20 protein-coding genes are annotated in these 23,311 nt (G+C 68.1%); 11 read left to right on the top strand and 9 right to left on the bottom strand.

The window, feature by feature from the left end; all coding sequences use genetic code 11:
* The first annotated feature begins 72 nt into the window (after nucleotides 1–72).
* Nucleotides 73–1,251 carry an acyl-CoA dehydrogenase family protein gene (locus ACTQ49_RS10110; protein ID WP_441827721.1) on the top strand — a complete coding sequence of 393 codons (1,179 nt, stop codon included), beginning with the start codon at nucleotides 73–75 and terminating at the stop codon, nucleotides 1,249–1,251.
* 86 nt (nucleotides 1,252–1,337) lie between these two features.
* Here ACTQ49_RS10110 and ACTQ49_RS10105 read toward each other — a convergent pair whose 3' ends face one another.
* From ACTQ49_RS10105 to ACTQ49_RS10095, 3 genes are all read right to left on the bottom strand, one after another.
* Entirely contained in the window at nucleotides 1,338–3,650 is a 2,313-nt protein-coding gene (locus ACTQ49_RS10105; RefSeq protein WP_441827720.1) for a 3-hydroxyacyl-CoA dehydrogenase NAD-binding domain-containing protein, read from the bottom strand.
* Nucleotides 3,650–4,825 (bottom strand): acetyl-CoA C-acyltransferase, encoded by a 1,176-nt coding sequence (locus ACTQ49_RS10100; protein ID WP_441827719.1) that lies wholly within the window; start codon nucleotides 4,823–4,825, stop codon nucleotides 3,650–3,652. Before ACTQ49_RS10100 ends, ACTQ49_RS10105 begins: the two co-directional genes overlap by 1 nt.
* A gap of 175 nt (nucleotides 4,826–5,000) precedes the next feature.
* The gene (locus ACTQ49_RS10095) at nucleotides 5,001–5,672 is read right to left on the bottom strand and encodes a CE1759 family FMN reductase (protein WP_441827718.1); all 672 of its coding nucleotides are present in this window, start codon (nucleotides 5,670–5,672) and stop codon (nucleotides 5,001–5,003) included.
* 127 nt (nucleotides 5,673–5,799) lie between these two features.
* Here ACTQ49_RS10095 and ACTQ49_RS10090 point away from each other — a divergent pair, with 127 nt between their 5' ends.
* Nucleotides 5,800–7,137, top strand: a complete 1,338-nt coding sequence (locus ACTQ49_RS10090) for an MATE family efflux transporter (protein WP_441827717.1) — start codon at nucleotides 5,800–5,802, stop codon at nucleotides 7,135–7,137.
* 43 nt (nucleotides 7,138–7,180) lie between these two features.
* Here the strand turns inward: ACTQ49_RS10090 and ACTQ49_RS10085 are convergent, their stop codons facing one another.
* The 3 genes from ACTQ49_RS10085 to ACTQ49_RS10075 all read right to left on the bottom strand — a co-directional run bounded on the left by ACTQ49_RS10085 (nucleotide 7,181) and on the right by ACTQ49_RS10075 (nucleotide 11,168).
* Nucleotides 7,181–7,525: a hypothetical protein gene (locus tag ACTQ49_RS10085; RefSeq protein WP_441827716.1), complete on the bottom strand. Its 345-nt coding sequence runs from the start codon at nucleotides 7,523–7,525 to the stop codon at nucleotides 7,181–7,183.
* A 378-nt stretch (nucleotides 7,526–7,903) separates the two neighbouring features.
* Nucleotides 7,904–9,079 carry an LLM class flavin-dependent oxidoreductase gene (locus ACTQ49_RS10080; protein WP_441827715.1) on the bottom strand — a complete coding sequence of 392 codons (1,176 nt, stop codon included), beginning with the start codon at nucleotides 9,077–9,079 and terminating at the stop codon, nucleotides 7,904–7,906.
* A gap of 175 nt (nucleotides 9,080–9,254) precedes the next feature.
* Nucleotides 9,255–11,168: an Ig-like domain-containing protein gene (locus ACTQ49_RS10075; RefSeq protein WP_441827714.1), complete on the bottom strand. Its 1,914-nt coding sequence runs from the start codon at nucleotides 11,166–11,168 to the stop codon at nucleotides 9,255–9,257.
* A gap of 189 nt (nucleotides 11,169–11,357) precedes the next feature.
* On the opposite strand from ACTQ49_RS10075, the gene ACTQ49_RS10070 reads away from it, so the two are divergent.
* Together ACTQ49_RS10070 and ACTQ49_RS10065 are read left to right on the top strand one after the other, a co-directional pair.
* Nucleotides 11,358–11,597 carry a hypothetical protein gene (locus ACTQ49_RS10070; protein WP_441827713.1) on the top strand — a complete coding sequence of 80 codons (240 nt, stop codon included), beginning with the start codon at nucleotides 11,358–11,360 and terminating at the stop codon, nucleotides 11,595–11,597.
* Between the two features lie 99 nt (nucleotides 11,598–11,696).
* Complete coding sequence (locus tag ACTQ49_RS10065; RefSeq protein WP_441827712.1) at nucleotides 11,697–13,640, top strand: penicillin-binding transpeptidase domain-containing protein; 1,944 nt, start codon at nucleotides 11,697–11,699, stop codon at nucleotides 13,638–13,640.
* A gap of 24 nt (nucleotides 13,641–13,664) precedes the next feature.
* Here ACTQ49_RS10065 and ACTQ49_RS10060 read toward each other — a convergent pair whose 3' ends face one another.
* The gene (locus ACTQ49_RS10060) at nucleotides 13,665–14,033 is read right to left on the bottom strand and encodes a hypothetical protein (protein WP_441827711.1); all 369 of its coding nucleotides are present in this window, start codon (nucleotides 14,031–14,033) and stop codon (nucleotides 13,665–13,667) included.
* 990 nt (nucleotides 14,034–15,023) lie between these two features.
* On the opposite strand from ACTQ49_RS10060, the gene ACTQ49_RS10055 reads away from it, so the two are divergent.
* The gene (locus tag ACTQ49_RS10055; RefSeq protein ID WP_441827710.1) at nucleotides 15,024–15,662 is read left to right on the top strand and encodes a response regulator transcription factor; all 639 of its coding nucleotides are present in this window, start codon (nucleotides 15,024–15,026) and stop codon (nucleotides 15,660–15,662) included.
* Nucleotides 15,663–15,687: 25 nt separating this feature from the next.
* Here ACTQ49_RS10055 and ACTQ49_RS10050 read toward each other — a convergent pair whose 3' ends face one another.
* Nucleotides 15,688–16,785 (bottom strand): sensor histidine kinase, encoded by a 1,098-nt coding sequence (locus ACTQ49_RS10050; RefSeq protein WP_441827709.1) that lies wholly within the window; start codon nucleotides 16,783–16,785, stop codon nucleotides 15,688–15,690.
* Nucleotides 16,786–16,946: 161 nt separating this feature from the next.
* On the opposite strand from ACTQ49_RS10050, the gene ACTQ49_RS10045 reads away from it, so the two are divergent.
* From ACTQ49_RS10045 to ACTQ49_RS10025, 5 genes are all read left to right on the top strand, one after another.
* Nucleotides 16,947–17,105, top strand: a complete 159-nt coding sequence (locus ACTQ49_RS10045; protein WP_441827708.1) for a hypothetical protein — start codon at nucleotides 16,947–16,949, stop codon at nucleotides 17,103–17,105.
* Nucleotides 17,106–17,246: 141 nt separating this feature from the next.
* Complete coding sequence (locus tag ACTQ49_RS10040) at nucleotides 17,247–18,131, top strand: mechanosensitive ion channel family protein (protein WP_441827707.1); 885 nt, start codon at nucleotides 17,247–17,249, stop codon at nucleotides 18,129–18,131.
* Between the two features lie 256 nt (nucleotides 18,132–18,387).
* A complete protein-coding gene (locus ACTQ49_RS10035; RefSeq protein WP_441827706.1) occupies nucleotides 18,388–19,305 on the top strand; it encodes a hypothetical protein in 918 nt (305 codons plus the stop codon).
* Nucleotides 19,302–19,691: a GntR family transcriptional regulator gene (locus tag ACTQ49_RS10030; protein WP_441827705.1), complete on the top strand. Its 390-nt coding sequence runs from the start codon at nucleotides 19,302–19,304 to the stop codon at nucleotides 19,689–19,691. Before ACTQ49_RS10035 ends, ACTQ49_RS10030 begins: the two co-directional genes overlap by 4 nt.
* A gap of 62 nt (nucleotides 19,692–19,753) precedes the next feature.
* The gene (locus ACTQ49_RS10025) at nucleotides 19,754–20,626 is read left to right on the top strand and encodes an EamA family transporter (protein ID WP_441827704.1); all 873 of its coding nucleotides are present in this window, start codon (nucleotides 19,754–19,756) and stop codon (nucleotides 20,624–20,626) included.
* Between the two features lie 51 nt (nucleotides 20,627–20,677).
* On the opposite strand, the gene ACTQ49_RS10020 is transcribed toward ACTQ49_RS10025, so the two are convergent.
* Nucleotides 20,678–21,298 (bottom strand): hypothetical protein, encoded by a 621-nt coding sequence (locus ACTQ49_RS10020; RefSeq protein WP_441827703.1) that lies wholly within the window; start codon nucleotides 21,296–21,298, stop codon nucleotides 20,678–20,680.
* Nucleotides 21,299–21,831: 533 nt separating this feature from the next.
* Between ACTQ49_RS10020 and ACTQ49_RS10015 the strand changes: the two genes are divergently transcribed.
* Entirely contained in the window at nucleotides 21,832–23,157 is a 1,326-nt protein-coding gene (locus tag ACTQ49_RS10015; RefSeq protein WP_441827702.1) for a sodium:proton antiporter, read from the top strand.
* Nucleotides 23,158–23,311 lie beyond the last annotated feature (154 nt).

The following is a 23,311-nucleotide window of genomic DNA, read 5'->3' as shown; positions in this document are numbered from 1 at the left end:
CAGACCTCCGCCGGCCCAGCAGCGCGGCGCACCATCTCGACCCCGCACCACTCGATCCCGAAAGGACGACAGATGTCCCACGAACCGATGCTTCCAGACACCACCGACTTCTATTCACTGTTCTCCGACGTCCAAGGAGCGGATCTGGACTTCTGGCAGCGAGCCCGCACCTTCGGCGACGAGGCGCTCCCGCAGATCAACGAGGCCTGGGAGAAGGCCGAGTACCCCGTCCACCTGGTCCAGCGGATGGGAGAGCTGGGTCTGGTGGCCGACGGGCTGGACCTCCCCGGCCAGGAGCAGATGTCCCCCTTGGCCGCCGGGCTGGTCCAGATGGAGACCGCCCGCACCGACGTCTCGATGAGCGCCTTCATCGCCATTCAGGCAGGGCTGGTGCTGCGCAGCATCCACATGTTCGGCTCCCAGGCGCAGAAGGACGAGTGGCTGGAGCCGTTGTCCCGGGTGCAGAAGCTCGCCGGCTTCGGCCTGACCGAGCCCGACCATGGTTCGGACTCGGTGGCCCTGGAGACCTCTGCCCGTCGCGACGGCGACGAGTGGATCATCAACGGCCAGAAGCGGTGGATCGGAAATGCTGGCGTCGGCGACGTGACCGTCATCTGGGCCCGGATGGATGACGGCAATGTGGGGGCCTTCCTGGTCCCGCAGGACACCCCGGGTTACGCGACGGAACCCATCACCGGAAAGGTCTCCATGCGCATCATCCCGCAGGTGACCATCACCATGACCGACATGCGGGTGCCGGACAGCTGCCGCCTGCCGGGCGCGAGCTCCTTCAAGGCCGCCACCAAGGCCATGTTCGCCACCCGTTCTGCCATCTCCTGGATGGCCCTGGGATCAGCCATCAACTGCTATGAGCTGGCCCTGGCACACGCGCTGCAGCGCGAACAGTTCGGCAAGCCGCTGGCGAGCTTCCAGCTCATCCAGCAGCGTCTGGCCAACATGCTGGCCGACCTGACCTCGATGGCGCTGCACTGCCGACGGCTGGCCGATCTGGCTGCCTCCGGGAACCTCGTGGAGCAGCACGGCTCGATGGCCAAACTGCACAACACCCGCGCCGCCCGACGCATCGCCGCCGAGGCACGCGACATGCTGGGCGGCTCCGGCATTCTGCTGGAGAACCACGTCATGCGCCAGATGGTGGACATCGAGGCGATGCACACCTTCGAGGGCACGGAGAGCATCCAGTCGCTGATCCTGGGCAAGAGGATCACCGGGATCGGCGCCTTCCGCTGACAGGCTGGCGGCCCACCTGAACCTGGCCAGACAGCGCAGAGCCGGCCCCTCGACGATCGTCGAGGGGCCGGCTTCGCCATGACCCGCTAGTTGCGCAGCGGCTTGCGGGTGCTGGCCATGTGCTCGGCCCGGGCGACGCTGTCGGGATGGCTGAAGGCCTCCACCGTCACCTTGGTCTCCAGCTCACCCATGGCTCGCTCCGGCAGCTCCACCTGACCGTCCTCGGCCACGTGCAGACGCTCCAGACAGCGCAGGATCCGCGAGTCATTCGCGGTCTTCTCGCCGGCCCGGGGACTGGGCACCCAGGACGCCTCCAACGCAGTACCGGCCGGCAGGCGAGGGATTGTTGCCTCGGCTGGGGGCGTGTAGCCTTCGGCCACTTCACGGGCAACCCGCAGCGCCTCGGCCAGCACGTGGTCGGCAGACAGGGCGATCCGGTCCTGGGTGTGCAGCATGCCGCGAGCAGCCAGGGCGTGCGCGCCGGCCACTGGCGTCGCCTGGGCAATCACGTCGAAGGCCTGCTCCACCGGGCTCGCAACGCCCGCCTCCTGCATGATCCGGACGAGCTGGTGCGAGCCGCCCCAGCCGGGCAGCAGCCCAACCGTGCGTTCCGGCAGCCCCAGCTGGGCCTCCGCGTGCACCACGGACAGGTCCGAGTGCAGCACCAGCTCCGCACCACCGCCGATGGCCAGTCCACACAGGGCCGAGACCACCGGGAAGGGGGCGAAGCGCAGGCGGGAGTACACCGTGCGACCGCGAGCCACGAACTCGGTGATGCGTTCCTCGTCCTGCGAACGGCCCAGCTCCACCAAGGTGGCCAGATCGGCACCCGCCGAGAAGACTCGCTCGTCGTCGGAGGCCAGCACGAGGGCGCGCACCCCGTTGGTCTCGGCGCTGGCGAGCAGCTCGTCCATCAGATCCAGCACCCCGGAGCTCACCGAGTGCATGGGCGTGGTCATGTTGAACACCGCCACACCGTCGTCCAGCAGGTGAACGACGGCCGCATCATTGCGCAGCAGCACCGGGACGTCGGCGGTCAGGTCCTCCAGACGCACCACGCCGTCTCGGACGGGTTGGTCCACCACGAGACCCTTGCTCGAGAGCACGGTGCCCGGCGACGGGCGGAAACCGCCCGCCTCCTGTGCCGCTTGCAGCAGGGACGGGACCTGGCGGCCAGTGGCCCGGTACTTCTCCGTGAGCCAGTCCAACCCGACGCGGTCGGCCAGGGCAAAGGGACCCGCGCCCCAGCCATAGCCCAGCACCATTGCCTGGTCGATGTCCTCGATCGTGTCGGCAATCTCGGCAGCAGTGGTGCAGCAGTAGTCGAGGGTCTCCGCGAAGGCGTCGAAGGCGAAGCGCCCGCCGGGGCTGTCGACCTCCATCACGCTTCGGGGATCCTTTGCAGCAACGGCCGGATCATCGAGCTGCATCCGGGGGCGGTATTCGAAGGTCTCGGTGACCACCTCGTCGCGTCCGCGGTAGAAGCCCGACTCACCGGTGCGGCCGGTCAGGCCGCGCTCCCGCAGCCCGACCATCAGCGGGTGGTTCACCAGGTCGAAGCGCTGGATCGCGTCGTCCGCTGGAAGAGCGCGGTGCAGGCTGCCCCAGACCGACGGCGCCAGCTGCAACCCGATGTAGTCGAACAGCCCGAAGACGCCCGTGCGTGGGATGCCGAAGGGCCGGGAGAAGACAGCGTCGACGAGCTCCAGGGGCAGACCTCGCTCCAGGGCGATCGCCGCGGCACTCTCCATCCAGAAGTTGCCGATCCGGTTGGCGATGAAGCCAGGGGTGTCGCGGCAGGTCAGGGCCACCTTGCCCAGTTGCTGCTCGGTGACGGTGACCACGCGGGAGAGCACCTGGGGGTCGGTGCGCCCACTGGAGACGATCTCCACCAGCCGCATGACGCGCGGCGGGTTGAAGAAGTGGGTGATGACGAAGTGGCGCACCATGTCCTCGTCCATCCGCTCCACCAGTCGGGCCAGCGGAATGGTGGAGGTGTTGGAGGAGACGATGCTGCCGGGAGCGCGGTGCTGTGCGATCCGGGCATAGGTCTGCGCCTTCACCTCGATGTCTTCGAAGACGGCCTCGACGATCCAGTCCACCTCGCCCAGCCGGGGCAGGTCATCCTCGGTGTTGAGCGGGGTGACCCGTTCTGCGAAGTCGGGGCGCATGAAGCCGCGGCGCTTGATCTGGGCCTCGATTCCGGCCCGAGCGCGCGCGGACCGGACCTCGGGGGCATCCCCCGGAGTCGTCTCGGCGGCGGGGACGTCGTAGAGCAGGACCTCGATGCCGGCATTGGCCATCTGGGCGGCGATGCCCGCGCCCATGGAACCGGCGCCCAGCACCGCTGCCCGACGGATGGGTGCTTCCAGGACGGGGACGTGCAGATGTTCGGTCATCACACGGCCTCCAGGAGCAGGGCGATTCCCTGACCGCCGCCGATGCACATGGTCACCAGTGCGTACTTGCCGCCCACCTCGCGGAGGCGGTGGACGGCCTTGATGGTGAGGATGGCTCCCGTGGCGCCCACCGGGTGCCCGAGGGCGATGGCCCCGCCGTCGATGTTGGTGCGTGTGGATTCGAGACCCAGCGCGTCCTGCACGGCCAGCGCTTGCGCGGCGAAGGCCTCATTGGACTCGACGACGTCGATGTCGTCCAACGTCAGTCCAGCCTTGGCCAGTGCCTTGGGAACCGCGACGGCCGGCCCCATGCCCATCACCGACGGGGCGACGCCGCCCATGCCCCAGGCCACGATCCGCACCATCGGCGCCAGGCCGTGCTGCTGGACGGCCGCTCCCGAGGCCAGCACCATCGCGGCGGCGCCGTCGTTGATGCCGGAGCTGTTACCGGCGGTGACGGTGCCGCCCTCCTTGAAGACTGGCTTCAGGGCGGCGAGCTTGTCCAGGCTGGTCGCGCGGGGATGTTCGTCGGTGTCGAAGACGATGGTCTCGCGGCCCTTGCGGACCTCGATGGGCACGATCTGGCTCGCGAAGCGACCGTCGGCGATCGCGGCGGCGGCCCGCTCCTGGGACTGCAGGGCAAACTCGTCCTGACGCTCCCGTGTGATGCCGTACTCCTCGGCGACGTTCTCGGCCGTGACCCCCATCTGGTACCCCTCGAAGGGACAGGAGAGGGTTCCGGTCAGCCAGTCCTGGAGGACGCCGTCACCCATCGCCCTGCCGGCACGCATCCCCTCCACCATGTAGGGGGCACGGCTCATCACCTCGACGCCGCCCACGAGGGAGATCTCGGCGTCGTCCATCAGGATCGACTGCGTGCCGGAGATGATGGCCTGCACGCCGGAACCGCAGAGCCGGTTCACGTTGAAGGCATCGGTTGACTCGCGCATGCCGGCGCCGATGCTGACCATCCGCGAGGTGTACAGGTCTTGACCTGAGGTGGGGACGATCTGCGCGAATACAGCATTGTCCACCACCTGCGGATCGACCCCGGCCCGCTCCAGGGCAGCTGAAGCCACCTGCGTACCCAGCTCGACGGGGGTGTGCTTGGACAGCGACCCCATGAAGCCACCAATGGCTGTTCGCGCCCCAGCGACTACAAACACGTCCTTCATTGCCATACTCCCTTGTAGTGACCTTGAACTAATACGAATGATGATTCGCTTTTGGTGTCACTCTAGGAGGGCGGTGAGGGCGCGTCAATGCCGCGTGGAACCCAAAATGCAGCGCCGACGAGACCCTGTGGTCTCGTCGGCGCTGGAAGACGGTGTACCAGCTGGCTGGCCAGCCTCAGATCGCGTCGAACATCTCCTCGAAGCTCTTGGTCAGCGTGAAGTCACCGTCGGTGGCCGATCGCGCCCGCTTCGTGGAGCCTGGCGCGCCCTTGCCCTCGCCAGACGCACCATCCTCAGTGCTCTCCTGCGCGTCGGTGACATCGGCGAGCGAGCCACCGCGACGCAGCTCGGCCATCGCCCGCAGCTCACCCGACGCCTTCTGGATCCGGCCTTCCAGACCGGAGGAGGCGTCACCCCAGTCATCCGTCGCCGCAAAGACCGACGTGGGGACCACGGCCGCCTTCAGGTAGAAGAAGAGCGGCAACATGGCCTGGTCGATCGCCAGCGAGTGACGCGGGGTGCCACCGGTGGCGGCCAGCAGCACCGGCTTGTCCAGCAGGGCACCCTCGTGCAGCACGTCGAAGAACATCTTGAACAGGCCGGAGACCGACGCATTGAAGACGGGGCTCACCACCACCAGACCATCGGCGTCCACCACCTGCTGCACGGCCTCTTCCAGCGCGGGCGCCTGGATGCGCGTGAGCAGGGCATTCACCAGGTCATGCGCCAGCAGGCGCAGCTCCACATGGGTCACGTCATTGGACCCGGTGGCCTTGGCCAACCGCTCACCCAGCAGGTGACTGCTCGACGGTTCGCCGAGTCCGGCGCTGACGACAACGATCTTCATCTCTGCTCTCACAACCTTTCACCACGTACAACACCGACCAGCCAGTACACATTCCCGGGGACGCGTTGGCGGCAACCGAGATCTGCCGGCCGCCTCCATCCCGTCGGCACAACCTAGAGTGGCCGACGTGACTGCCCACGAATCCCTGCCTGAGCACGACGTTGAGCCCCGCCCGCTCGGCCGAGAGATCGCGGCGCTGGCCATCCCGGCCTTCGCCACGCTGGTCAGCGAACCCCTGCTGCTGATGGCCGACTCGGCCATGGTCGGACACCTGGGCACCACCCAGCTCGCCGGGCTCGGCCTGGCCAGCAGCGTGATGGGCATCATCAACGGGCTGTGCGTCTTCCTGGCCTACGGCACCACCTCGCTGGTGGCGCGACGGATCGGCTCCGGCAACCGGGCCCGGGCCCTGGCCGGTGGAATCGACGGGATGGCGTTGGGCGTCGGGCTCGGCCTGCTGATCGCCATCGGGCTGCGCTTCGGGGCCGGTACGGTGATCGGCTGGTATGGCGGGACGGCCGACGTCTCGGCGCAGGCCGTCGACTACTTGCACATCGCCGGCTGGGGTCTGCCCATGCTGCTCCTCATGTTGGCCTCGACGGGTGTCCTGCGAGGCCTCAAGGACACCCGCACCCCGCTGGTGGTGGCCGTCAGCATGAATCTGGTGAACATCGCGCTGAACTGGTTCTTCATGTACCGGCTGGACATGGGCATTCGCGGTTCGGCCCTGGGCACGGTGCTGGCCCAGGCCGTGGGCTCGGCAACCCTGGCCTGGGTGGTACTGCGCGGAGCCCGGGCAGCCGGGACACCTCTGCGGGTGAACCTCGCGGGCGTGCTGGAGGCGGCCCGCGGCGGCGTGTGGCTGGTGCTGCGCAGCGTGTGGCTGCAGCTGAGCCTGGCGGTGACGGTGATGGTGGCGGCGCGCTCGGGCGCCATCGGGCTGGCCGGTCACCAGGTCACCAATTCCATCTGGGCCTTCATCTGCTTGGCCCTCGACGCGCTCGCCATCGCGGCCCAAGCCCTGGTGGGCCACGAATTGGGAGCTCGTCGGCCAGACCGAGTGCGGGCGATCACGGCCAAGCTGTGCTGGTGGGGTGTGGGCGGGGGCGTCATCTTCGGCCTGCTATTGGTCCTGGTGCGCGGCCCGCTGGCGTCGGTCTTCACCCCCGACGCGCGAGTGCAGGATCTGCTGCTGAGCCTGCTGCTGGTCCTGGCCCTGATCACCCCGATCGGTGGGATCGTCTTCGTCCTCGACGGGGTGTTGATCGGCGCCGGAGATGCCCGCTACCTGTCCCTTGCCGGTTTCCTGGCGACGGTCTTCTACGTGCCCCTGGCGCTGATGGTGAACCACGTGAACGCCGGGGTCATCTGGCTCTGGGTCGCCTACGGCGGCTACCTGGTGGCACGGGTGGTGACCCTGGTGCTGCGCGCCCGCACCACGGCGTGGATGCGACTCGGCGCCTGACCCCAGTGGGGACAGGCGCCGAGTGCAAAGTCGTGGTGCGCGCTCAGACGATGGCGCGCAGGGCGTGGGCGGAGCGGCGGAAGTCGAGCTGGACCACCTCGGCCTCGCCCTCCTGCGCTGCCGCATCCTCACGGGCCACGATGGCGTCGGTCTGCGGACGCATCGCGCGGTAGTCGGCAAGGCTGACGACGGGGCTGGCGGTCACGGTGGCGGCGGCAGGCTGCTCGATGACGGGCGCGCTGGCCTCGTCGATGTGCATTCCGGACGGGCGCCGTGCGGACAGCTCGAGCCCGAGCATCACGGCCAGCGGCAGCACGAGCAGGACGGCCCACGTGGCGCCGGACTCGATGGCCGCAACGGCCACCGTTCCCGATGCGAATGCGACCATGGCAAGGCTCGCAGTGCGGTGCAGCGCAGATCCCCGATTCTGGCTCGTTGCCAGCATTGTTCCCCCTAGTTTCCGACGGTGGGCCCCCCGACCCGGCGTCTGTGGAAGACGTTATGGGACGGCTCCGACAGTTCCCAAGCTCCCAGCGGATTCCACACGCGGCCGTCAGGAATGGGGGTCGAAATGTCCCCTGAATGGACTACATGCCCACCCCAGGGACCCACCACCACGAATTATGTCCTCCGTAATGGTTTGGTGCAAAGGAATGCCGAGGAATGGACCGATCGCGCCGAAACGGAACGATGGCGTGCCACCCACCGGGGGTGACACGCCATCGTCGTGCTGGTCCAGACTCGCGAGAGTCAGGACTCGCAAGGCTCAGATCTCGTTCTGGTCGCGATCACTCGTACCGGTCCAGATGTCCTTGCGATCGCCGAAGTGATACTCCCCACCAAAGCGATCCTGAGCAGCCTCGGCCACCGCACCGCGCTCGGCCACCATCGACGCATGGGTCGGCGCCTCGGGGATGTCGGCGGGACGGCCCTCGGCGTAGCCCTTGCGCATCTCGGGCAGGATCTCGCCCAGCAGGTCCATCTGCTCCAGCACGGTCTTCAGCGGCAGACCAGCGTGGTCGATCAGGAAGAGCTGGCGCTGGTAGTGACCCACATGCTCGGTCATGCCCAGGTAGCGCTCCAGTACCTGCTGCGGCGAACCCACGGTCAGCGGGGTCATGGTGCTGAACTCCTCCAGCGACGGGCCATGGCCGTAGACCGGGGCATTGTCGAAGTAGGGCCGGAATTCCTTGACGGCATCCTGCGAGTTCTTGCGCATGAAGAACTGGCCACCCAGACCGACGATGGCGTGCTCCGCCTTGCCGTGCGCGTAGTGCTCGAAGCGCTGGCGGTAGAGGTTGACCATCTGACTGGTGTGCTCGATGTTCCAGAAGATGTTGTTGTGGAAGAAGCCGTCACCGTAGTAGGCGGCCTGCTCCGCGATCTCCGGAGAACGGATGGAGCCGTGCCAGACGAAGGGCGGGATCTCGTCGAGGGGACGCGGCGTGGCGGTGAAGCCCTGCAGCGGGGTGCGGAACTTGCCCTGCCAGTCGACGACGTCCTCCCGCCACAGTCGGTGCAGCAGGTTGTAGTTCTCCAGGGCCAGGTTGATGCCCTGACGGATGTCCTTGCCGAACCACGGATAGACGGGACCCGTGTTGCCGCGGCCCAGCATCAGGTCGATTCGACCGTCGGCCAGGTGCTGGGCATAGGCGTAGTCCTCGGCCAGCCGCACCGGGTCATTGGTGGTGATCAGGGTGGTGGCCGTCGAGAGGATGAGGTTCTTGGTCTGCGCCGCCAGGTGGGCCATCAGGATCGGCGGGTTCGCCGGCGCGATGAAGGGCGGGTTGTGGTGCTCACCGGTGGCGAAGACGTCGAGACCGATGTCCTCGGCCTTCTTCGCGATGGCGACGGTGGCCTTGATCCGCTCGTGCTCCGAGGGGATCGTGCCATTGGTGGGGTCGGCGGTGACGTCGCCGATGGTGAAGATGCCGATCTGCATGGCTGCCTCCTTGGCCGCACGGGCTGGATTGTTTACGTTTCAACCATCATAACGGGTGGGGGTCCCCTTTCATTCCTCACCAGCCCGACGCGCGTCTACGGACGCGCAAGGGGTCGGCCACCCAGCGATGGCCGACCCCTCAAATCAGGTCGGGAATCCCGACGACGGGACGCGCTCAGCGACGACGCGTCAGGAGAGCCACGGCCACCAACGCCGCCATCCCCAGGATCGCTCCATTCGAGCCGCCCGACTCATCGCCGGTGCGCGGCATCACCGACGGACGCACCATGGTGGGTTCCTCCGCGGTGCGCGTGCTGGTCGGCGCCACCTCCGGGGTCGGCGTGGGCGTGGGCGTGGCCTCCGGAGTCGGCGTGCTGGTCGGCGTCACCTCCGGAGACGGCGTGGGAGTCACCTCAGCAGTCGGCGAGGGATTCGGCGTCACCTCCGGTGTGGGCGTCACCTCCGGCGTGGGACTCGGCGTCACCTCCGGCGTGGGACTCGGCGTCACCTCCGGTGTGGGCGTCACCTCCGGCGTGGGACTCGGCGTCACCTCCGGTGTGGGCGTCACCTCCGGCGTGGGACTCGGCGTCACCTCCGGAGACGGAGTCGGGGTGGGCGTCGCCTCCGGAGTCGGCGTGCTGGTCGGCGTCACCTTCGGAGTCGGCGTGCTGGTCGGCGTCACCTCCGGAGTCGGGGTGGGCTCGGGCACACGGTTCGCCGTGTTCGTCACGGTGGCGTACTGCTGGGTCCGGTCACCCACGGTGATCGCGACGCTGCTGCGATCGGCAGCCACCTCAACACCTTCAAGCCCAGGGGAGCCCCAGACGGGCTCGCCCCACTGCACTCCGTCGACGGCGGGAATCGTGGGCTCCGAGACCACCACCCGAGTCCCCACGGGCAGCCCAGAGATGAGCACCGGGTCATGGGAACCGGCAAGCATCTCGATGTCTCGCGTGGTCGTCACACCATCAACGGTCCAGCTGGCCCGGGCCGTGTACACCAGATCGTTGGGCACCAGATGGGCCGCGTCGCCGGCCAGGTAGGTCTTGTAGAAGCCGACGGTGCCAAATCCGGGACCGTCGGCAATGCCGCCACCGCGCGCCTGACGCACCAGACTGTGGCTGGCGGTCTGCGTCGCAAACTCCGCGCGGTTGGTGAAGACATCACCGGGGCGCACCTGGGTGGGATCGTCGACGCTGGTGCAGTAGGTCAACTTGTAGTAGCTGGTGGGTACGGGCTGCCGGACCGTGAAGGTCAGGCTCTTGGGATTGATGGCGTCCAGTGTCCACAGGTCACCTTCCAGGTGGTCCACCCACTGCGCCTGCTGGGCGCCAGCCAGACCACCGGGAGCCTCATGCATCTGGGGCTTGCACGGCCAACTCTCGGTATAGAGGCTCAGGCGGGGGTCCATGGTGTCGGTCACCACGAAGGGCGCCTGCTTGTCACCAGCAGGGATGTAGACCTGCCACTGCTGCACATTCTGGTTGCCCTCCTCCAGGTAGCCGGTCTTGGCGAAGCCGTCGGGGATCTGGGTGAAGCCGGTGCCCGGGGGCTTGGGGCCGATCGGCGCATCGCCGGGCAGGTCCACCATCAGGACCTGGCCGTTCACCGACACCGGAACCTGGGACTCGACGGTCTCGTCGGTCACGAAGGCCTGCATCCACACGCCTCCCTGGATCCCGGGATGCGAGGAGACATAGTCGGTGAAGGTGCAGGTCATGGTGGCTGACGCCAGACCGTCGACGCGGCAGATGGCCACGTCACTGTCACCGGTGTCATTGCGCACACTGAAGACCTGTTCCCCGACGGAGAGACCGGCTGGCAACTGGATGCTGAAGCTGTCACCCGGCTGCACCGCCTTGCCCGCAGTGTCGAAGTGGGCATCGAGCCGGGTCCATTCATAGACGGTCAGCGGACCGCCCTGGCCGTCCATTCGGGTAATGACCACGCTGGCCGGATCCAGCACGTCAGCCGTCGCGGCCCGGGCCGGCGTGGCGGGCAGCCACGAAAAGAGCAGCGCGCACGCCACGGCAAGCAGCCCCCACCACGGCAGGCGATGCTTGACACCCCTCGTCGAGTCACAATTCATCGAAATCCCCAATCCCTATGCTTCACCCGTTGAGCAATATGAGTGGGAATATAGTCTTCAGATTGGCTTCAGTGAAGTCAGTCGTCATACATTTGTGAGCGGGTTTTCAGACGACCCGAGACATGTCCAGACACCTGAGACAATTCCATGGGGTGCACCCTGCACCCCCAGACCAGAGGGGCTCCACAGATGACCACCCGCGCTCCCCACACGCGCCGGGAGAAGTTCACCGAAGCCAGGGGGATCCTGGGCTGGCTGTGCGTCGAGAGCCGCCCCCACCCCCACCGCGCCGGCCCCAGCACCGAGACGATCCACGGCTGTTTTCCCAACCGACGCCTGGCGGAGCGCTCCGCGACAACCCGCGCCGCGTCGAATCCCGCCAGCAGCTTCCACGTGCGGCCCCTGGTGCAGTCGATCACCCAGCACTGAACCACCACGTCACCACCGGCCAACCCCGCCACCGGCGGGCACCCCGAGAGCGTCGCGGGATGGGCTACCCCTAGCATCGAGCCGACCCCAGGAGGCCCCGTGACACCAGCAGCACGCACCACCACCCCGCTCGCCCTGGCACTGTGCCTGACACTCGGCGCCGCGAGCTGCACCACCAAGGCGTCACCCACCGAGCCCCCGGAGGGCGTGCCGTCGGCCACCACCGCAGTACAGGCCCTGGCCGCGGGGCTGACCCGCGGATCGCTGGAGAAGGTGGCGCTGGACGTGACGGCCACCCAAGCCAACCAGGAACTGGGCGTGATCATGGGCGGGATGGACGGGCTGCGGCCGGTGGTGCGCCCGGGCGAGGTCACCTACGACCATGCCGCCGGCACCGCACGAGCGCGGCTTGACCAGGAGCTGACCTTGGGCAGCCAGGCCGTCCGCTGGAGCAGTACCGCCACGCTCACCCAGCGCGACGGCGCCTGGGCTGTCGAGTGGAAGCCCAGCATCGTCCATGACTCGCTCGACGGCGGGACGCGCCTGCGGCACATCCGCGACGTGCCGCGCCGCGCCGCGATCACCTCGTCGGACGGACTGGCCCTGGTGGAGCCCACCGTCGCCTACCGAGTGGGCGTGGACAAGGCCGCCACCGGCCAGCAGGAGTGGGAGACCACCGCGCGCACCCTCGCCGCGTTGGTCGACGTCGACGCCGACAGCTACGCCACGAAGGTGGCCGCTGCCGGCGCGCAGGCCTTCGTACCCGCCCTGACACTCCGCGAGGGCCGCGTCCCGCTGGAGGTCAAGGAGCTCGCGGGCGTGCAGGTGGTGCCGGTGGAGATTCCACTGGCGCCCAGCGCGACCTTCGCGGTGGGCATTCTTGGCGGCGCGAGCGAGGCGGGGGCGGAGATCGTGAAGGAATCCCACGGCGACGTGCTGCCGGGCGACGTGGTGGGCACCAGCGGCCTGCAGAAGCGTTACGACGCACAGCTGCGAGGAACCGTGGGCCATCGTCTGGAGGTGGTGCGCCGCAGCCAGTCCGGCAACGACGCCGGCCCGTCGCCCACGCCGGCCCTGGAACCCAGATCCAGCGCCTCGCCAGTGGTGCGGGTGCTGCACGATCAAGCTGCCCGGCCCGGCCAGGAGCTGGCGACCAGCCTGGACCGGAATCTCCAGGAGCGCGCCGAGCAGGCCCTGGCCCAGCAGAAGGGGATTGCCTCACTGGTGGTGCTGAAGGTGGGCAGCGGCGACGTGCTGGCCGCGGCCAATTCGCCCGCCGCAGGCGCCAATCCGGATGCCACGGTGGGCCACTATGCCCCCGGCTCCACGTTCAAGGTGGTCACCTCACTGGCCCTGCTGCGCAAGGGGCTCACGCCGTCGAGTTCCGTGCCGTGCACCGCCACCACCACGGTGAATGGCCGGGTCTTCAAGAACTACACGGACTTCCCCGCATCCAAGGTGGGCACGATCAGCCTCACCGACGCGTTGGCCCACTCCTGCAACACGTCCTTCCTGGCGCTACACCAGAAGCTGGCCGACGGCGATCTGGCCCAGGCAGCGGCCAGCCTGGGGATGGGCGTGGACCACGACGCCGGATTCTCGTCCTTCTACGGCTCGGTACCCGCCAGCGGCGACGTGGTCACCAGGGCAGCGAACATGATTGGCCAGGGCACCGTGGAGGCCTCTCCCATGGCCATGGCCGGGGTGGCGGCCTCGGTCGCCTCGGGCAAGACCGTCGTTCCCTGGCTGGTGGCCACCAAGAAGCCGACGCAGACAGGGGCCGAGCTCACCGCCACCGAGGCGCGTCAGCTGCAGGAGATGATGCGGGCCGTGGTGAGCACGGGCTCTGGCAAGGTGCTGGCCGGCCAGATGGACGGAGCCAAGACGGGCACGGCGGAATTCGGCACGGACACACCACCGAGGACCCACGCCTGGATGATCGCGTGGAATGACCAGCTGGCGGTGGCTGCGATGGTCAAGGAGGGTGCGTCCGGCTCCCGGACCGCAGCGCCGCTCATCAAGGACTTCCTCGCGGCAGGCTGAGGCCCGGGCCGAGCCGACCGTGGATCAGATGGTGATCTTGTCCACCAGGGCCTTCATCTTGTGACGTGCCAGGGCAAGGTTTCCGGTGCGGCGGTCCAGCACCAGGAAGGCGAACAGACCCTCGGTCTCGTCCTTGTGGAGCACCTTCATCAGGTGGTACTGCTGGCCAATCGTCACCAGGATGTCGTCGATCTCCTCGTCGACCTCGAGGTCACGCATGGTGCGCAGCTTGGCCTGCACCACATTGGCGGCGCCAGCGGCGGCCACCTCCAGGCTGAAGCCCGGGTCGCCCGCGGTGACCAGGCACATGCCCGACGCCAGATCCACCAGGGCGCCACCGACGGCACCCGGGATCTGCATGGCAGACGTTGCGACCCATTCCAGATTGGCCATGGAAATCCATCCCCGTTCCCGGCGCTGCGCACCCGCAGCCCGATCAGTCTCATCTTCGAAGGCGCGAGGTTCCGCGCGAGCATCCCCGGGGGAAGGACGCTCGTCCGCCACATCCGGTTGTCCGGTTGGACAGCGGCCACCCACGGGGGAAAGTCGGGCGGCACTGGCGTGACCTCGTGCGGAACCAGCCTGACACATCACGCGGCCTGGCGCTCCATCGGGCTGCTGTCTGTATGGGATCCGTCAGGTCGTCGTCAGGCGCTGCACCACGCCACACAGCCCGCCCATCGCCGCTTTCATGCGGATCCGTTGACCAACAAGACATTGATCCATCAATCAGTCAATCAACTACTTCTCAGGCTGGACAATCGGCCAGCATCGCTGGCCGATTGGTCATCCATGGGCGATCCAGCTTGTCATCACCCACGCGGGGAGAAATTATTGCTGGGTCAGAAGTCCATCTTCGGGATTCGAACACGTCTCCCATCTGCTCGTCGCGCAGCTGCATCCAGGGGGTGCTCGCACGACTGAACAGTGGGTGACCGTCTCCCGGACCTCTCGACGCCGGTCGCCGCCTCAGGGGAAGCGACCGGGTCATCACCTGCCCGGCCGATGACGTCCAACCTCTCGCGAGGGTTGGGCTCATGCCCGACGCGCCGCAGGACGACCCACCGAACGGCGGATGGCCGGACCCGGTGGCTCGCACCGCGGATGCGCCCAGGCAACGGTGCTGCCACCCGTGGGGACGGGGACACCACCATCGGGGACCGGGGCATTGCCATCGCGGGCAGGTACTTGCCCGTCGTCGGCCGGGATTGGGGCCCGACCGACGACGGGCCTACATGAGCTCGAACGGGTCTGGCCAGCTCGCGTCCCACAACGACGCACCGGGGAAGGCTCGGCACGGGATAGGCCTCCCACCGGCGCGATTTCTGCGCCTCGCACCGCGCTGGACCCCCAGCGGGCAACAATTCTGATAGTTTCCGGAATATGGCTCGGGCCCCAATCAAGGTGGCGTCCTGCGACAACGATGCACTTGTCAGACGCGCCATCACCATGTACATCGAACACGCCCCCAGTCTCGAACTCGTCGGTTCCATGAGTTCGGGCCGGGAGGTGCTGGACTTCGTCTCCAACAACACGCTCGACGTGTTGCTCCTCGACGTCCGCATGCCGGAGCCCGACGGCTTCGCGGTGGCCGAACGAATCGAACGAATGGGCCGCCCCTGCCGGGTGATCTACCTGACCTCCTATCTGGAGGAGCGCGTCACCCGCGACGTGATGAGCGGCCGCGTCCAGGGTCTGCTGAACAAGGACGTCGATCCGGCGGTGCTCACCAAGGCCGTGCACGTGGTGCACGAGGGCCTCACCGTGCTGCACCCCGACGCCCTGACCGCCACCCCACGCGCATCACACTCCCATTCGCCCAATCCGTCCAGTCTGGCGACGAATGAGCGCGAGGAAGAGGTGCTGCGCCTGCTCTTCCTGGGGCAGTCCAATGCCGCCATCGCCAAGTCGCTGCACCTGTCCGAATCATCGGTGAAGGCCGTGCTGGCCACGCTGATGGCCAGGGCCAATGTCACCAACCGGACGGCGCTGGTGATCGCCGCGATGGACCAGCAGGTCTGAGCACTCGCCAGGCGGACCGGACCCGTCAGAAGCGGGCGCTGGCCCTCAGCACCCACAGCCGGGGCGATTCAAGGATCTCCACGCGGCCACCGACGCCCTCCATGCGTTCCTGCATGCCCGTCAGCCCCAGACCATTGCCGCGGGCCGTCTGACCGGGCAGCACGGCATTGCTCACCACGAGTTCCAGCCGGCCGGCCGACTGCACCAGCATGATGGAGCACGGCTGGCGCCAGTCGCCGTGGCGCAGCACATTGTTCGTGGCCTCCTTGGCCACCTTCGCCAGGGCATCCCCGACGGCCACCGGCATCTCCTCCGGAGCAGGTTCGGCCTGCAGCACGACGTCGAAACCGCGACGGGCCAGGCGGCTGCGGGAGGCCTCCAGGGTCTCGTCCAGGTCAAGCACCTCCGGATCGTGTTCCTCACCCACCCGCAGCAGTGTCATCATCTGACGCAGATAGCGGGAGCTGCGGCGCGCCGCCTCGCTGATCATGGCCAGGTCCTCCGGCTTCACCTCGTCGCTGAGGCGGGCCTGCTCCACCCGCATCACGATCATCGAGAGGTCGTGCGAGACATTGTCGTGCAGGTCGATCGCGATCTGGCGACGCTGCGCCTCCACCAGCGCCTGGGCCTCCAACTCGCCCGCACGACGGGCCTGGCCCAGGGCGGCGCCCAGGGCAGCGGCGAGGGCGAAGACGAAGACCCAGCCCAGTAGGGAACTTGCCCATTCCTCCCACGTCGCCAAATTGAATCTGGCCGTGAAGATGACCACTGCACAAGAGATGGACAGCGTTGCCACTGCGGCAGCCCGCCACTGGCGCCGCGAGACCAAGGTCATCACTGGCACCACGCACGCGAACATTGCCGCACCAGCATCCTCGACCGCCACGGACAGGTGACCAAGGACGGCCAGCACCACGACCATCACCGCGGCAATTGGGCGCCAACCACTCAGAGCAGCACCAGCGCATAGCGCTGCCGCCCACGCGAGCGAATGCCCCGACCCAAAGGGAGTCACAAAATAGGTGATGAGATCGACGCCAAAGAAGAGCAGCGCGAACAGAACTTCAGGACTTTCCCCGCGCAGCCAAAGCCGCATCCGCTCGCCTCGAGTGACCTCCGCCATGGCGCTGACGTTATCGGAGGGCCGTCAGGTTCGGGCACCGACCCACCCATGGCCAAAAGGCCATACCTGTCAGCAATTGACGCATCATGACGGTGGCCCGACTGCGACTCGATGCTGAAGACTTGCTGTGCCTCCCCTCTTCACGAAGAGAGGAATCCCCAATGTCCGTCATCAACCGTTTCGCCCTGATCGCCACCGCCCTGCTGACCGTTGTCGCCCCCAGCACCGTGATGAACAACCAGCCCCTCGAGCCCGTCCAGCAGCCCGGCACCTACATCTGCAAGATCTGGCCCAAGATGCCGATGTGCAATGGCCGCTGACCCCCCGGTAGCGCCTTCCCCAGCGCAGCCTGACCCCTAGACGAATGGGGCGGACCTCCCCAAGGTCCGCCCCATTCGAGCGTCCGGACGCCTTCCAGGGCGCAGATTCCGGCCCACAGCAGCCTGCGGGAAGATGGGGGCATGCTCCTGCAGACCTTCGCCTTCGCCTGGCCCGAGGACGCGATCAGCATCTCGGTGATCATCCTGCTCGCCCTGTTGACCCGATGGCTTGTCCAGGTGGCCATTCGCCGGATGGTGAAGATCTCCACCGATCGGGCCTTCCAGCACCTGGAGAGACTCGGCCGCCCCGGCCAGCTCCTGGCCCAGGCCACCGGGCTGGAATCCACCCGGCAGGCCGAACGCGCCGCCACCATGGGCTCAGTGATCGGCAGCGCCGCCACCTTCATCATCACCACCGTCGCCGTGCTGACGATCCTGTCGCACGTCGGCATCAACCTGGGTCCGGTCCTCGCCTCCGCCGGCGTGGGCGGCGTCGCGCTGGCCTTCGGCGCCCAGAGCCTGGTCAAGGACGTGATCAGCGGCATCTTCCTGATCCTGGAAGACCAGTACGGCGTCGGCGACGTGGTGACGATCGGCACCGTCAGCGGCACCGTCGAGCACGTCGGCCTGCGCGTGACGAGCATCCGGGATGCCAACGGCATGCTCTGGTATGTCCGCAATGGCGAGATCACCACCGTCGGCAATGTCTCGCAGGGCTGGAGCATCGCCACGGTGGACCTCCCGATCCACCCGTCGGAGGATGCCGGGCGTGCCATCGACATCCTGGAGGGAGTCGCAGAAGAGTTCGCCCACGACGAGGAGTACGCCGAGCAGCTGATGGAGGCCCCGGAGGTGCTGGGCGTCGAGACCATCACCGGCACGGCCATGACCCTGCGCATCACCGCCAAGTGCGCGGCCAACAAGCAGTGGGGCGTGCAGCGGGAGCTGAGGGAGCGCGCCAAGCACGCATTGGACGCGGCCGGCGTGCGCGGCCCCGCGGTCTGGGGCCCGGGAACCACCCATTGAGCCGCACTCATTGAGCCGGGCCCATTCAGCAGGACCCATTCAGCAGGGCCGGCCCCGGCAGGGTCGGGGAGTGGACCGGTATCGACGGCGTCACTGGCTCTGGACGAAGTGAGTGGGCGGTTCCTGCTCGCGGGACCGCCCACAGGGCCGACCGCCAGGAAGACTCTTGTACCAAATCCTTGACACAAAGGCCCCCGTCGATGCAGCCTTGGACCACGTGGATGACACACGCTGTCCCGGAGTTGAAGGGCCGATCATGACCGGAGCCGTCTTCTTCATCATCCTGCTGCAGTGGATCCTGCCGATCCTGCTGGTGGGCGTGATCGTCCTGATGGTGCGCCGCCGGCGCCTCACGCCCGACCCCACCACCCACCCCGATCTGGCGCGTCTCGAGCGCAGCAGCGCCACCGCCCGCTGGGTGGCCATCCTTGCAGCGGTGGGCACCGTCTTCATCGTGGCACCGCAAGGACGCTTCGGGCTCGGGATCCTCCTCACCCCGGCCGCTTGCGCCCTTACTGCCCTGGTGGTTCTGGCGCTCAACGAGGCCCTCGTCTGGCGCAGGGCCCGCACACCCGGCATCGCAGCCCTGGAGACCCGCTCCCGCACCCAGTACCTGCCGCGGCAACTGCTCTGGGCCACCGGACTGCTCACCGTCGCACTCACCGCGCTACTGGTGTGGTGCTGGTTGCGCCAGGATCCCACCCCCGATGCCATGGGCACCGTGGGACGCAGCTTCGGCTGGCCACGCCCGGCCAGCGTTGACGGCGATGCCCTCGAACCGCTCTGGGAGCACTCGGCCTCCGGCCCCTACCCCGGCACGTGGTACTCCCTGCCCCTCGCCGCCGTCCTGGGCGCCTGTGTGGCGGTAGCGGCACTCGGGGTCTGGTTGGCTACCACCCGCCCCCGCAATGGCGCCGACCCGGCCGTCGTCGCGGTCGACGACCAGACCCGACGGTTGAGCGTCGAGGCCATGGTGGCCGCACTGCAGATCGGCGTCGGCGGTTCCTTGGCGGCCTGCGCCACGCTGGCCGCTTTCGCCATCGGCGACCACCTGACCGAGATGGCCTGGCTGCTGGTGGGAGCAGCCCTGTTCGCACTGGCCGCGGCAACCTGGGCCCTGACGATGCTGCTCGCCCCCGGCCGACGGTTCCCGGCACCGCGAGTGTCGGCATGAGCCTGCCCATCCGGGTGGACGATGCGGACCCAACCCCGCCCTATGAACAGCTCAGGGCCCAGATCGCCATGGCCATCGCCACGGGACAGCTGACCGCTGGAGCCCGACTGCCACCGGTGCGGCAACTGGCGCGTGACCTGGGGATTGCCCCCGGTACCGTCGCCCGGACCTACAAGGAGTTGGAGCAGGCGGGGCTCGTGGCCACCGCCCGCGGCGCCGGAACCTCCGTCATCGGGCCCCCCGTCCCCGCGCCGCATGACCAGCTGAGACTGCTCACCCGAGAGTTCATCGCACGAGCGCGATCACTGGGCGCGGACAGTTCCGCAATCCATGGGTGCCTGGCCCAGGAGCTGGGACAGCCATGGTCGAATCCGGACCACGGCTGACCCCGGTCCATCAGGCACCATGACTCACCGCCAACCCCTGCACCTGTGCCACAGTGGGCGCCGTGACCCCGCCACCCCCACCCAGCAGCCGCAAGGCCATCTGGCTGGTTCTCGCCTCCATCGCATCCGTGCAGTTGGGCGCCGCCGTGGCCAAGACCCTGTTCGGGGTGGTCCCCCCGCTCACCATGGCGTGGTGGCGGCTGGCTGCCGCCGCCGCGGCACTGTTGGCCATCACGGGGATCGCGCGGGCCCGCCGCCGCCATGGAGCTGACCCTGCCCCCGGCCTGGCCCAGCGTTCCTGGCCCGATGTGCTGGCCTATGCCGTCTGCCTGGTGGGCATGAATGTGTGCATCTACGAGGCCTTCGCACGCCTGCCGCTGGGCCTGGCAGTGACCCTGGAATTCCTGGGGCCGCTCGGTCTGGCGGTGCTGGGCAGCCGACGTGCTCTGGACGTGCTGTGGGCTCTGCTGGCCCTGGCAGGGGTGGCCCTGCTCGGCTTCACCCCCACCGGCCTGGATCCGACGGGCGTCTTCTTCGCGCTGCTCGCCGGTGCCCTGTGGGCCGGTTACATCGTCACCGCAGGATGCACCGGCCGCAGCTGGCCCAGCCTCGAGGCCCTCACCGTGGCGTGCGGCCTGGGCGCGCTGCTGCTGGCCATCCCGGCCATCGCCGCCGGAGGCACCCAGATCCTGCGCGCCGACGTGCTGCTGGCCGGCGCGGGGGTGGGTCTGCTGAGCTCCGTGATCCCCTACTCGTTGGAGATGACGGCGCTGAAGACCATCCCGTCAAGGGTCTTCGGCATCCTGATGAGCGTGGAGCCCGCCGCGGCTGCGCTGGCCGCGCTCCTGCTGTTGGGTGAACGGCTCAGCCCGGCGGACCTGGCGGCGATGGCCTGCGTGATCGTCGCGTCGGTGGGTGCCACCCGCACCACCTGAGCCCGCACCGCGTGGGCCTGTACTGTCTGGGCCTGCACCGTCTGGCGACGGTCAGCAGCCACCGCCGGACGGGAGCGCCGTCTGGTTCTCCTGCACCCAGCGGGCCATCCGATCCAGGTCAGCCACGCCCGCGTCGAAGCCGGCGGGGGAGTCCACCATCAGCGCCACCCCCAGATGTCCACCGTCGGCGGGCAGCACGACCATCTGACGCACCAGGTAGCCGGAACCGCTCGTCGGACCCCAACCGCCCTTCACGGCGGCACCCTTCACCCGTGCCAGACCCCACTGCTGCCCGCCGTCCACTTGACGCATGTGCTGCACGACGGACGTGGCCCCAGGCATGCAGGGCAGGTGCGAGGCGAAGACCGCCTGGTCGTCGAGCCGCCACTGGGTCTGTCCATAGGGGCTCCACGGTGGACGGACCGACTCCGCGACGGTCCTGGTGCGTTGGTCACCTCCGGCACGCAGCACCCGGTCCACAGCTGCGGCAGCCCCGGTGCCGCCACCCAGCTGCTGCCACAACTGTTCCGCCGCCTGGTTGTCCGATGCCCGGATCGCGCGGCGCACACTCGCCTCGGTCCCGCTCGTCGGCCGGGCGAGCGCGGCGATGGCCAGCGGCACCTTGGAGGTGGACCAGGCAACCCCGGACTGCTGCGCGCCGAAGGTGGTCACGGAACTGCTCCCGCCAGCCACCACCGCGATCCCGGCCGGGCCGCCCAACGTGGCCTGGAGTCGTTCGAAGGAGGCCGCCAGGTCGCGCGTCGACGCCCCCTTCTCCGATGCACCAGCCGTGCGGTTCGTAGCGTCAGGTTGGCCAGGCGTGGGCACCGCGGTACTCGGTGAAGTGGAGGTCGACGGGGAGGTGGGGGCCGTCGCGGCAGGAGACGGCGAGGGCGTCGTCCCAGACGCACCTCCGGCTCGATCGTCCGAGCCGCCCGGCGCGGCAGTGGAGGCGTTTCCAGAGCTGTCCGGGGACGTTGGTTCGTCGGGTTGGGGCGTACAGGAGAGGCAGCAGGCGAGCACCCCCACCAGGAGACCGCGACGAGCACGTCTGGTGACAGGGGTGGGCACGGGGCCTCCTCCACTGGTCATCGCCACCCGTGCAGTTCACCACATCGTCCAACGGGGACGGCCCTGCGGCATGGATCTCATCGCAGAATGTCAGGCTGCGCCTCCGACAACGAGTGCGTCTGAGACAATGGCCCATGGCCGTTTCCTGGTGGGCAGTGCTGCCCTTCGTCGTCATGCTGCTCAGCATCGCCGTCGCACCCCTGGTGCCGGCACTGGCACACCACTGGGAGAAGCCGCGCAACCAGCTGGCCGTCGCCCTGGTGCTGGGCGTGCCGGTGGCGCTGTGGGTCTGGCTCAGTGGCCATCCGGAATTGGTGGGCCATGCACTGCACGAGTACGTCAGCTTCATTGCCCTACTGGGCTCACTGTTCGTCATCAGCGGCGGCATCCACCTGGCCGGCGACATCCGGGCCACCCCGCGCAACAACACGATCTTCCTCGCCGTCGGCGGCGTGATCGCCTCCTTCATCGGGACGACGGGCGCGGCGATGCTGCTGATCCGTCCGATCCTGAACACCAACAAGGAACGTGAACACGTGGTGCACACAGTGGTGTACACCATCTTCGTCGTCGCCAACTGCGGCGGCCTGCTCACACCGCTCGGTGACCCGCCGCTCTTCCTGGGCATGCTGCGCGGCGTCCCCTTCACCTGGACCTTCAACCTGGTGTGGGAGTGGCTGTTCATCAATGCGCTGCTGCTGGTGGCCTACTACGCCCTGGACACTGCGATGATGCGTCGCGAGGATGCGGCCCACGTGCTGCGCGACCGCACCGAGATCCAACCGCTGAAGGTGCACGGCGCCTGGCAGCTGCTGCTGCTGGCGGGCATCGTCGCCTGCGTCGCCTTCGCCCCCACACCTTGGCGCGAGGTGCTGATGGTCACGCTGGCTGCCATCTCGTGGTTCGCGGGCAGTCACGACGTACGCTTCGGCCTGAACGAGTTCACCTGGGCGCCGATCCTGGAGGTGGCTGCGCTCTTCCTGGGCATCTTCACCACCATGATCACGGCCCTGCAATACCTCTCGACGATGGCGCCGAAGCTCCCGCTGAACGAGATCACCTTCTACCTGTTCTCCGGTGGCCTCAGCTCGGTGCTGGACAATGCGCCCACCTACGCCACCTTCTTCGAGCTGGCCAGCCAATTGCCGGGCGAGCCCCGCGTTGCGGGTGTCCCCGAGGTCTACCTGGTGGCGATCAGCCTGGGAGCCGTGACCTGCGGTGCCCTCACCTACATTGGCAATGGCCCCAACTTCATGGTCCGCTCCGTTGCCGAGAGCGCCGGCCGCACGATGCCCAGCTTCGGCGGCTACATCGGCTGGAGCATGCGGGAGCTGGCCCCCGTCCTGGCCGCGATGATGCTGCTGTTCATCGCCGACCCGCTGTGGTGCAAGGCACTGGGTGGCGTGGTCACCCTCGTCATTCTGGGCAATGCCGCGCGCAGGGCCCGGGCCAAGGCCTGAGTTCTGGAGCCTGAGTTCTGGAGCTTGTCAAGCTATCTGTGTAAGAGCTCGCGCGGATAGGACGGCGTATGGATCAGGGGCACCGGGCAGGACGAGAGTCCCACCGGTAGCGCTTCCAGGACTGCCGGACCAGGCGGCGGATGATGATGATCGC

This window comes from Luteococcus sp. Sow4_B9 (assembly GCF_052116585.1).
Lineage (GTDB): Bacteria > Actinomycetota > Actinomycetes > Propionibacteriales > Propionibacteriaceae > Luteococcus.
The sequence above is the reverse complement of the archived record's forward strand: the minus strand, read 5'-3'. Positions and strand labels throughout refer to the sequence as shown.

Bases quoted from the DNA above. Each gene is read 5' to 3' on its own strand.
- ACTQ49_RS10060 (WP_441827711.1), bottom strand. From the start codon at position 14,033: ATGGCCAATCTGGAATGGGTCGCAACGTCTGCCATGCAGATCCCGGGT.
- ACTQ49_RS10055 (WP_441827710.1), top strand. From the start codon at position 15,024: ATGGCTCGGGCCCCAATCAAGGTGGCGTCCTGCGACAACGATGCACTT.
- ACTQ49_RS10110 (WP_441827721.1), top strand. From the start codon at position 73: ATGTCCCACGAACCGATGCTTCCAGACACCACCGACTTCTATTCACTG.
- ACTQ49_RS10045 (WP_441827708.1), top strand. From the start codon at position 16,947: ATGTCCGTCATCAACCGTTTCGCCCTGATCGCCACCGCCCTGCTGACC.
- ACTQ49_RS10040 (WP_441827707.1), top strand. From the start codon at position 17,247: ATGCTCCTGCAGACCTTCGCCTTCGCCTGGCCCGAGGACGCGATCAGC.
- ACTQ49_RS10085 (WP_441827716.1), bottom strand. From the start codon at position 7,525: ATGGTCGCATTCGCATCGGGAACGGTGGCCGTTGCGGCCATCGAGTCC.
- ACTQ49_RS10095 (WP_441827718.1), bottom strand. From the start codon at position 5,672: ATGAAGATCGTTGTCGTCAGCGCCGGACTCGGCGAACCGTCGAGCAGT.
- ACTQ49_RS10080 (WP_441827715.1), bottom strand. From the start codon at position 9,079: ATGCAGATCGGCATCTTCACCATCGGCGACGTCACCGCCGACCCCACC.
- ACTQ49_RS10070 (WP_441827713.1), top strand. From the start codon at position 11,358: ATGACCACCCGCGCTCCCCACACGCGCCGGGAGAAGTTCACCGAAGCC.
- ACTQ49_RS10075 (WP_441827714.1), bottom strand. From the start codon at position 11,168: ATGAATTGTGACTCGACGAGGGGTGTCAAGCATCGCCTGCCGTGGTGG.
- ACTQ49_RS10100 (WP_441827719.1), bottom strand. From the start codon at position 4,825: ATGAAGGACGTGTTTGTAGTCGCTGGGGCGCGAACAGCCATTGGTGGC.
- ACTQ49_RS10050 (WP_441827709.1), bottom strand. From the start codon at position 16,785: ATGGCGGAGGTCACTCGAGGCGAGCGGATGCGGCTTTGGCTGCGCGGG.
- ACTQ49_RS10035 (WP_441827706.1), top strand. From the start codon at position 18,388: ATGACCGGAGCCGTCTTCTTCATCATCCTGCTGCAGTGGATCCTGCCG.
- ACTQ49_RS10015 (WP_441827702.1), top strand. From the start codon at position 21,832: ATGGCCGTTTCCTGGTGGGCAGTGCTGCCCTTCGTCGTCATGCTGCTC.
- ACTQ49_RS10105 (WP_441827720.1), bottom strand. From the start codon at position 3,650: ATGACCGAACATCTGCACGTCCCCGTCCTGGAAGCACCCATCCGTCGG.
- ACTQ49_RS10030 (WP_441827705.1), top strand. From the start codon at position 19,302: ATGAGCCTGCCCATCCGGGTGGACGATGCGGACCCAACCCCGCCCTAT.